This window comes from Streptomyces sp. NPDC058964 (assembly GCF_042741275.1).
Lineage (GTDB): Bacteria > Actinomycetota > Actinomycetes > Streptomycetales > Streptomycetaceae > Streptomyces.
The window spans coordinates 1-9,182 of sequence record NZ_JBHYKH010000362.1; the positions used below are offsets into that span (position 1 = coordinate 1).

The 9,182-nt window shown below is 70.5% G+C and carries 6 protein-coding genes and 1 pseudogene; 3 read left to right on the top strand and 4 right to left on the bottom strand.

Annotated features, from left to right (window positions below):
• The 3 genes from ACFW2E_RS33005 to ACFW2E_RS33015 form a co-directional block, all read left to right on the top strand.
• On the top strand, positions 1 to 821 hold an 821-nt coding region (locus tag ACFW2E_RS33005; RefSeq protein ID WP_384471392.1), incomplete at its 5' end, for a sugar ABC transporter substrate-binding protein.
• A 46-nt stretch (positions 822 to 867) separates the two neighbouring features.
• Positions 868 to 1,641, top strand: coding sequence for an ATP-binding cassette domain-containing protein (locus ACFW2E_RS33010; RefSeq protein WP_384471395.1), 774 nt, complete (start codon positions 868 to 870; stop codon positions 1,639 to 1,641).
• A gap of 5 nt (positions 1,642 to 1,646) precedes the next feature.
• The gene (locus tag ACFW2E_RS33015; protein ID WP_384471398.1) at positions 1,647 to 2,906 is read left to right on the top strand and encodes a sugar ABC transporter permease; all 1,260 of its coding nucleotides are present in this window, start codon (positions 1,647 to 1,649) and stop codon (positions 2,904 to 2,906) included.
• Between the two features lie 110 nt (positions 2,907 to 3,016).
• Here the strand turns inward: ACFW2E_RS33015 and ACFW2E_RS33020 are convergent.
• From ACFW2E_RS33020 to ACFW2E_RS33035, 4 genes and pseudogenes are all read right to left on the bottom strand, one after another.
• Positions 3,017 to 3,424 (bottom strand): annotated as a pseudogene (locus tag ACFW2E_RS33020) (DUF3152 domain-containing protein); the annotation flags it as partial.
• A 58-nt stretch (positions 3,425 to 3,482) separates the two neighbouring features.
• A complete protein-coding gene (locus tag ACFW2E_RS33025) occupies positions 3,483 to 4,484 on the bottom strand; it encodes an MASE1 domain-containing protein (RefSeq protein ID WP_384471401.1) in 1,002 nt (333 codons plus the stop codon).
• A 142-nt stretch (positions 4,485 to 4,626) separates the two neighbouring features.
• Positions 4,627 to 5,961, bottom strand: coding sequence for a PP2C family protein-serine/threonine phosphatase (locus ACFW2E_RS33030; RefSeq protein ID WP_384471407.1), 1,335 nt, complete (start codon positions 5,959 to 5,961; stop codon positions 4,627 to 4,629).
• Positions 5,962 to 6,234: 273 nt separating this feature from the next.
• Positions 6,235 to 9,027: a SpoIIE family protein phosphatase gene (locus ACFW2E_RS33035; RefSeq protein ID WP_384471404.1), complete on the bottom strand. Its 2,793-nt coding sequence runs from the start codon at positions 9,025 to 9,027 to the stop codon at positions 6,235 to 6,237.
• Positions 9,028 to 9,182 lie beyond the last annotated feature (155 nt).

The following is a 9,182-nucleotide window of genomic DNA, read 5'->3' on the forward strand; positions in this document are numbered from 1 at the left end:
AGACTGTGATCGTCGAGAAGGTCGAGGTATTCGTCCTGGACGCGGTCGACGCCAAGTCCATCGGGGACAGCGTGCAGAAGGCCAAGGACGCCGGCATCCCGGTCATCGCCTACGACCGCCTGAGCCGGGGGCCGATCTCGGGGTACGTCTCCTTCGACGGCGAGGAGGTCGGCAGACTGCAGGGCAGGGCACTGCTGAAGGCCATGGGCGACAAGGTGCCCGGTGGGCAGATCGTCATGATCAACGGCGACCCGAGTGACCCGAACGCGGTGGCGTTCAGGAAGGGCGCGCTGTCCGCACTCGACGGGCAAGTCAAGATCGGCAAGGCCTACGACACACTCCACTGGAGTCCAGAGGTGGCGAACACCAACATGTCCGGTGCCATCTCCGCTCTCGGCGCCGACAGCATCGACGGGGTCTACGCCGCCAACGACGGCCTCGCCGCCGGAAGCATCGCCGCCCTCAAGGCCAACGGGGTCCACCCGCTGCCTCCCGTCACCGGGCAGGACGCCGAACTCGCAGCCGTGCGGCGCATCGTCAGTGGCGATCAGTACATGACCGTCTCCAAACCGTTCGGTCCCGAGGCCTCCGCCGGCGGCGCCATGGCAGTGGCCGCGATGCGCGGTGAGAAGCTCGACAAGCTCGCCACAGGCAAGGTGCGGACCAGCGGTGGGCAGAACGTCCCGGCCGTAATGCTCACACCGGTCCCCGTGACCGTCGACAACATCAAGGACGCCTTGATCAAGGACGGCATCTACACGACCGAGCAGATCTGCACCCCCCGGCTCCGGGCCGCCTGCGACCGGGCCGGGCTGACCTGACAGGCCGGTCGGACCAGGTCCGGGTTCAGGGAAGGAGGCGGTATCCGTGTCGGCTCCCCCTCTGCTGGCGCTGCACGGCGTGTGCAAGCGGTTCGGTGTGGTCGAGGTCCTCAGGGACATCGAGCTGGAGATCCACTCCGGCCAGGTCGTCGCGCTGCTCGGGGACAACGGGGCCGGCAAGTCCACCTTGGTCAAAGTGATCTCCGGCGTCGCTCCCGCGGAGAAGGGCGTCATCGAGTGGGAGGGCCGCAGGGTCAGCATCAGGCGGCCCCACGACGCCCGCGACCTCGGCATCGCCACCGTCTACCAGGACCTCGCGCTCTGCGGAAACCTGGACGTGGTCGGCAACCTGTTCCTCGGACGCGAGATCCGCAGGTTCGGATTCCTCGACGAGATGGAGATGGAGCGCCGCACCAGACAACTCCTCGAGCGCCTGACGGGGCGGGTCCCGGAGCTGCGAGGCCCTGTCGTCGCACTGTCCAGCGGCCAGCGGCAGACGGTGGCCATCGCCCGCTCGCTCCTGGGCAACCCGCGCGTCCTCCTCCTGGACGAACCGACCGCGTCGCTGGGATTCGAGCAGACCACCGAGGTCCTGGACCTGGTCGACGAGCTGCGCGACCGCGGCCTCGGCGTACTGCTCATCAGCCACAACATGGGCGATGTGAAAGCACTGGCGGACCGCGCCGTCGTACTGCGCCTGGGGCGCAACAACGGCTTCTTCGACGTGAACACCGCGTCTCAGGAGCAGATCATCTCCTCCATCACGGGTGCCACGGGAAACGCACCCCGCCGGATGGTCGTTCCTGAGGCGGGCTGGTGAAAGGGATGCGCAAGATGGCGGACAACACCCGCACCGAACCCTCCGCTCCCGTGGCCAAGACCCGCCGACCGCGCCGTGACCGGGTGGCCGCCCGCGGGGTCGCCGTCCTGCGGCACAAGCTGAGCACCGGTGAACTGGGCTCGCTGCCCGTCGTCTTCGTGCTCGCCGTCGTCTGGATCGTCTTCCAGTCCCTCAACGAGAACTTCCTCTCCCCCCGGAATCTGTCCAACCTCAGCGTGGACATCGTGGGCACGGGCATGATCGCCGTGGGCTCGGTGTTCGTGCTGCTGATCGGCGAACTCGATCTGTCGGTCGGCTCGATAAGCGGTTTCGCGGCGGCCGTCTTCGCCGTTCTGAGCGTGAACGACGGCGTACCGGAATGGATCGCCCTCATCGCCGCGGTGCTCGCCGGCACCGCGGCGGGAACCGTCCAGGGTTTCTCGTTCGCCAGGGTCCGGGTGCCGGCGTTCGTCATCACACTCGCCGGACTGCTCACCTGGAACGGCCTCATGCTCTGCATCCTCGGCGACAGCGGCACGATCAACCTCAACGAGAACGGGCTCGTCGTGCAGCTGACGAGCTACTACTTCAGCCAGGACGCTGTCGCCTACGGCCTCGCGGCGGCGGCCGCGGCCACGATGTTCGTCGTCTCCAACCAGAACCGGCGACGCCGCAAGGCCGCCGGGATGCCGCACCGCTCGCTCCGGATGATCACGGTGCGCACGGGGCTGCTCGCGGTGATCGCCTTCGCCGTCGCGTACGTGCTCAACCAGTTCCAGGGCCTGCCGCTGGCCCTCCTGATCTTCCTCGCGGTGGCGGCCGTGCTCGACATCGTCCTTCGCCGGACGCACTACGGGCGGCAGGTCTACGCACTCGGCGGGGGTGTCGAGGCGGCCCGCCGCGCCAGCCTCAGCGTGACGGGGGTGCGTACCGCGGTGCTGGCGGTCTCGGGCACCATGGCAGCGGTCGGCGGCCTGTTCATCGCCTCGCGCATCAGCTCGGTGAGCCAGAGCTCGGGCTCCGGTGTCCTGCTGCTCAACGCCATCGCGGCGGCCGTCATCGGCGGCACCAGCCTGTTCGGAGGACGGGGTACGACCTGGTCCGCGGTGCTCGGCATCCTGGTCATCCAGTCCATCGCCTCGGGCATGGCGATCACGGACACCCCGGCCGCCGTGCAGTTCGTGATCACCGGCGGAGTGCTCTTCGCCGCCGTGGTCATCGACTCGTTGTCGCGGCATTCGCAGGAGGCGCACGGGCGGGCCTGACGCGTGCCGCGGCGTCGGCGCCGAGCCCGGCCGACGAGGGTCCCGCTCCGGTGTCGCGACCCACGATTCGCGTGCCGGGCGTCGGGTTCGCAGCCGTGGAGTTCCTCGATCTGCTGCATCATCACGGGAGCCGGGCTGCCCGGGCGGGGACAGCGCTCGTGGCCGCGGCCGGGGCGATGGCCGACTTCGTGGTCGGTGACCGGTGCGTGACAGGTGGCGGGCCGGCCCCGGTCGCAGGGGCTGAGCAGCAGCCGGCGCCTGAGGTTGACCACCACGTCGGTTCCGCCCCGACGGTTGGCCCGCCCCGGGTGTCCGGACCGAACCGGGCACAGAGCCGGTCCGTGGTGGCGGGCGGGGCAAGGTGCACCTTGAAGCCGTAGGGCGGTCGGTCGACGCGCCGGAACGTGGTGCCGCTCGCGGTCCGGCCGCGGGGGCCGGCCAGGATGCGGTCGACCTCCTCGGCGAGTGCCGGTGCCGTACTGCGGCGAGTGCCGGTGCCGTACTGGGGGAGACGGCACGAGCGGAGGCCGCGTTCACCGTCGCGTGGTGCCGCGATCACGCCGGTGCACAGGCTCGTCAGGCGTGCGGCTCCTCCCTGTTCTTCTCGGGGGCACTGTCGTGAAGTGTGGGATGAGCCTCGGCGGCGATCTTGGCCACCATCGCGGCGAGCTGCCCACAGGCCCGCGCGATCTCCTTCTGGTTCTCCTCGCGCTCGCTGACGGCCGAGGCGACCAGCAGCGCGGTCAGCGCGGATGAGCCGTTGAACGCCTGCAGGGTGATCATGTTGGTGAGGAGGTCCTGCCCCGCGAACGGGCCCGATCCCCGGGAGGCGGCGATGATGGCGAAGGTCGACACGGCCAGCGCGCAGGGCGCGGCCCCGGCCAGCCGGAAGCGGAAGGCCGCCCAGATCAGCAGCGGGAAGCCGAGGAACAGCAGCGGTGTGCTGCCGGCCTCCAGAAAGCCGACGCAGACCGTGGCTGCCACAAGGAGCAGTGCCTCCGCCCAACGGGACACCGGCACGTTCCTCGGCCGGCGTGCCGAGCGGAGAACGAGCAGCACGGGCGTCACCACCAGCACGCCCATCGCGTCACCGGTCCACCAGACCGACCAGGTCGGCCAGAACGTGCCAGGACTCACCGCACCGGCGAGCGCCAGGGTCCCGCTGCCTATCGAGGCGCTCACGAGCATCCCGGTGAACGCACCGAGAAAGATGAGTGCGAGCGCGTCGCGAAGGCGGTCCAGCTCACTGTCGAACCCCACACGGCGGAGCAGCGCGTACGAGCACAGCGGTGCGAGGGTGTTTCCCACCATGATCGCGAGGACGGCCAGGACCGAGGGCCCGAGCGTGATGTTGGCCAGGAACGCGCCGAGCGCGATGCCGGGCCAGATCCGCGGACCGAGGACGAGCAGGCTCGCCAGGGCGATGCCGGTGGGGGGCCACAGCGGGGTGACCTGGCTGCGTACCAGTTGCTGGAGCAGTCCCAACTCGGCCGAGCCGTAGTACAGCGCGGCCACGGCGCAGATCTCCAGGGCGGCCAGGCCGGCGTGCCGGAGCCGACTACGCCGCACGACACTCATCGGGCGACCTCCGCATCGCCCCCCGGAGTCCATCATCCGCCGGATCACCTGGATCCTCCACGGCACGCCCGGGACGGCTGACCGACTGGACGGCACCTCGTGTCACGCGTCCGTCTCGTCGCTGTCGGCGGTCGCCGCGGGGTCAGGCGGGAGGGGTGCGCAGGGCGAGGATGGCCATGTCGTCGTGACCGTCGCTGGGGTGGTGATCGGCCAGTGCCTGGACGAACTCCTGCAATGGCAGGGCGGCGGACAGGGTGGCGAGGTCGACGAGCGCGTCGAGGCTCTCGTCGATGGAGCGGGCCGGATGTTCGATCAACCCGTCCGTGAAGAAGACCACCGTGGCGCCCGGGGGCAGCAGACGGGAGTGGTCGGGGCGCGGCTGATCGGGATCCACCCCGAGCGGCAGGCCGGGCTCGCCGAACAGGTACTCGGCCCGGCTGTCGGGGGTGATCAGCAGGGGCGGGACATGGCCCGCGCTGCTCCAGTGGAGCCGCCAGCCCGGTCCCTCCGGTTCGATCCGGGCGAGCGTGGTCGTGGTGACGGGATTGCTCGTGATGGCCTGCAGGGTACGGTCGAGCCGGGCGAGGACCGCGCCGGGGGGATTGCCCCGGTCGAACAGCAGGGCCCGCAGCATGTTGCGGGTGGAGGCCATGGCCGCCGCGGCCTGCAGATCGTGGCCGACCACGTCACCGATGACGACCGCCACGACGTTGTCGGGCAGTGGGATGGCGTCGTACCAGTCCCCGCCGAGTTGGCTCGGCTTGGCGGCGGGCCGGTAGATGGCCGCGGCGGTGTAAGGGTGCAGATCCGGCAGCGTGGGCAGCAGACGCCGCTGGAACTGTTCGGCCGCGACCCGGACCCGTTGAAACAGGCGTGCGTTCTCGATGGCGATGCCGGCGGCGCTGGCCAGGGCGATGACGACGTTCTCGTCCTGGACGTCGAAGGGCTCGCCATCGCGACGCTCGGAGAGGTAGAGGTCCCCGTAGATCTCGCCGCGGACACTGATGGCGACGCCGAGCAGCGTACGCATACGCGGGTGGCCCGGCGGGAACCCGGCGGACGACGGATGGGCCGGGATGTCGTCGATCCGCAGGGGCTGGGGGTTGTGGATCAGGTGGCCGAGGACCCCCAGGCCGTGCGGCAGATCCGTCCCGGACAGAGCGTCGCGTTCCTGCTCCGACAGACCCGCGGTGATGAACTGTTCCAGCCGCTCGCCGGATTCGCTGAGCACGCCCAGCGCCCCGTAGCGGGCGCCGACCAGGTCCATGGCGGTGGAGACGATACGGTCCAGCACCCCGGGGAGCTCGACCTCCCGGCTGATGGCCACCACCGCGTCGAGGAGACCCTGCAGCCGGTCCATGGCGGCCAGGAGGGCATGCAGTTCGTGGTCGATCCTGCCCAACTCGGAACGCAGGCGCAGGTGCAGGTCAGGAAGGTGAGCATGCTTCGGTCGTCCGCCCTCCCGCTCCCCGGCCATCACGAGAGTCCGCCGGCCGCGCGCGGCGGCGCGGCGGAATGGGCTGGACAAGCGGCGCCCCACGTCCGCGGCCACATCGTGGCGGCCGCCGTCAGGGCAGGACGGAGCCGCTCTTGCAGCCCCTGACCCGAGAGGTACATCGCGGCCTCCTGACACGACCCCTGATCAGCCGAGACCAAAGGGTGGCACGGCCGGTCGGGCCGAACGGTGATTGCTCCAACAGCGGCATGGCACGAACCAGCAGTTTCTCCGTACGTCGTGGGTGACCCGAGGTCACAGGGTGGGATCGCCGAACTGTTCGAGGAGAACGTCGACGGGCGTGTCGGCCGCGGCGCAGACGCCGTCCTGGAGGAACTGTTCCGCCCAGATGACCTTGCCGCCGAGGTTGTACCGCGTTCCCCAGCGCTGTGCGTACTGAGCCACCAGGAACAGCCCGCGCCCGCCTTCGTCCATGGTCGCCGCCCGCCGCAGGCGGGGCGAGGTGCTGCTGCCGTCGGACACCTCGCAGGTCAGTGAGCGCCCGTACAGCAGCCGCAGCGTGATCGGTGGCGATCCGTAGCGGATCGCGTTCGTGGTCAACTCGCTGAGGATCAGTTCCGTGGTGAACGAGACCTCCTCCAGCCCCCAGTCCCGCAGCTTCTCCCTGCAGGCCGCCCGGATCGACGGCACCACCGCGGCGTTCGGCGGCACGTCCCACTCGGCCAGGCGCGCGGGCGGGAAGAGCCGGGTTCGCGCCGTCAGCAGGGCGATGTCGTCGGCGGGGTGGGTCGGCATCAGCGCGTCCATCACCGCCCGACACGTCTCCTCCGCGGTGCGGCCCCCGCCCTCGCCCAGGACCCGGCGCAGCTTCTCGAGCCCGACGTCGATGTCGCGGGTGCGGTCCTCCACCAAGCCGTCGGTGTAGAGCACCACTTGTGAACCCTCGGGCAGGTGCAGCTCGACGGTCTCGAAGGGGTAGCCCCCCAGGCCCAGCGGTGCCGAGGCGGGAATGCCCGGACAGGTGACGGTCCCGTCCGGGCGCACCACCACCGGTTCGGGGTGGCCCGCGCGGGCCATCGTGCACGTCCCCGTGACCGGGTCGTAGACCGCGTAGAGGCAGGTGGCTCCCGTGACCCCCTCACCCTCGTGATCGCCGGTGGCGTCCTCGGCGTTCTCCTCCTCGTCCATGCGTATGACCAGGTCGTCCAGGTATCCGAGCACCTCGTCGACGGGGAGGTCCAGCGTGGAGAAGTTGTGCACCGCGGTGCGCAGCCGTCCCATGGTCGCCGCCGCGTGCAGTCCGTGCCCGACGACGTCGCCCATGACCAGCGCCACCCGAGCGCCCGGCAGGGGGATGACGTCGAACCAGTCCCCGCCCACCCCCGCCTCGGCCGGCACATACCGCCACGCCACCTCCAGCGCGTCCTGCTCGGGCTGTCCCCGTGGCAGGAGACTGCGCTGCAGAGTCACCGCCGTGGCGTGCTCCCGGGAGAACCTCCGGGCGTTGTCGATCGCCACGGCGGCCCGGGCGGCCAGCTCCTCCGCGACGGACAGGTCGTCCCTCTCGTACAGCGGGGATTCCTTCGTCCGGTAGAAGTTCACCACGCCCAGGGGCACCCCCCTGGCCTGCAGCGGCACGGTCACCAGGGAACGCAGACCGCAGTCCAGGGCCTTCCTGGCGCGCTCCGGATCCTGCTTCTGCCAGCCGTAGGCGTGCTGCAGGTCCGCCTCCAGCACCCCGCGACCCTCCCGCAGCGTCCGCATCTGAGGGGTGCCGAGCGAGAACGTGATCACTTCGCCGAGCGGGTACACCGGCATCATCGGCGGCCCCCCACTGATCGCCGCACGGTGCAGATGCCGCCAGCCCTCCGCGGTCGGCTCCCAGCCGCGCAGCACCGCGTCCAGCAGATCCACAGTGACGAGATCGGCGAACTCCGGCACCGCCACCTCGGCCAGTTCGCGGGCCGTGTGCCGGACATCCAGTGTCGTCCCGATCCGCATCCCCGCCTCGTACAGCAGGGTCAGCCGCTCCCGCGCCTCCTCGGCCCGCCCCGACACCGCGGCCAGCTCGGTGGTGTCCCGCAAGGTCACCACACTGCCTCCGTCTTCCGTGTCCGGGAACGTGGCCCTCTTGCTCACCGAGAGCAACTGGTCGTCCGTGAGGTGGACCTGGTCGGTCAGCGCGTCCGGTGACGTGAACAGACGCGTGATCTCCTCCGGCAGGCCCAGCTCCCGCACAGGGCGTCCCAGAGCGTCCGACCGCAGTCCCAGCAGCCGTCGCGCCTCGTCATTGGCCAGAACCAGCCGTTCGCGGGCGTCGATGATCAGTACTCCCTCCCGCACCGAATGGAGGACCGCATCGTGATGCTCATACATCCGCGCCAGCTCCGCCGGAGCCATTCCGTGTGTCTGGCGCCGCAGCCGCCGGGAGACCAGCGTCGTCCCGGCCGAGGCCAGTGCCAGCGCGGCGGCACCGCTGCCGAGGATGATCGGCAGCTGCGGCGTCCATCGTTGCGCGACGTTCTTGACCGTGATTCCGGCGGAGACCAGCCCGACGACGGTTCCGTGCGAGTCGGTCACCGGAACCACCGCCTGGACCGCGGTTCCCCTGCCGGCAGGCAGGGGCGGCCCACCGGCCTGCTCGATGACGGTGCGGCCCTCCAGGGCCGGTTCGATGGTGCCGACGAACTTCTTCCCGATCTCTTCGGGATAGGGATACGTATAACGAATTCCGTCAGTGCTCATGGCGACGACGAAATCGACACCCGTTCTGATCCGTGTCGCCTCCGCGCGCGGCTGGAGTGCCGCCGTCGGATCGGGGCCGCGCAGGGCGTCGGCCACGCCCGGGGCGTTCGCGAACGACTGCGCCGCGACGACCGACTCGCGGCGCCCCTGACGCAGGGCGTCCCGCGACGCCTGAACCACCAGCGCCGCCATCGCCGCGAGAACGAGCAGCACCACGACGATGATCTGGAGGAGGAACACCTGACCGGCGGCGCTGCGCGGGTTGAGCAGCGAATCCCGATCACGTGACCGCTGGGGCAGCGGATGACGCGACGGGCTCCGATTCCGCCCGAAAGGTGCCATATACCCTTCATAACACCGCACTGTGGCCGCTGACTCACCCAGCCGAAACCGCCGCCGCGGGCAAGCAGGGCGGCAGCGGGGGCTCGCGGCGCTGTGCGGCCACCGGCGCGGCCGGCGACCGCCCGGCGGCTCCGCTCGCTCACACGGGATGGGGG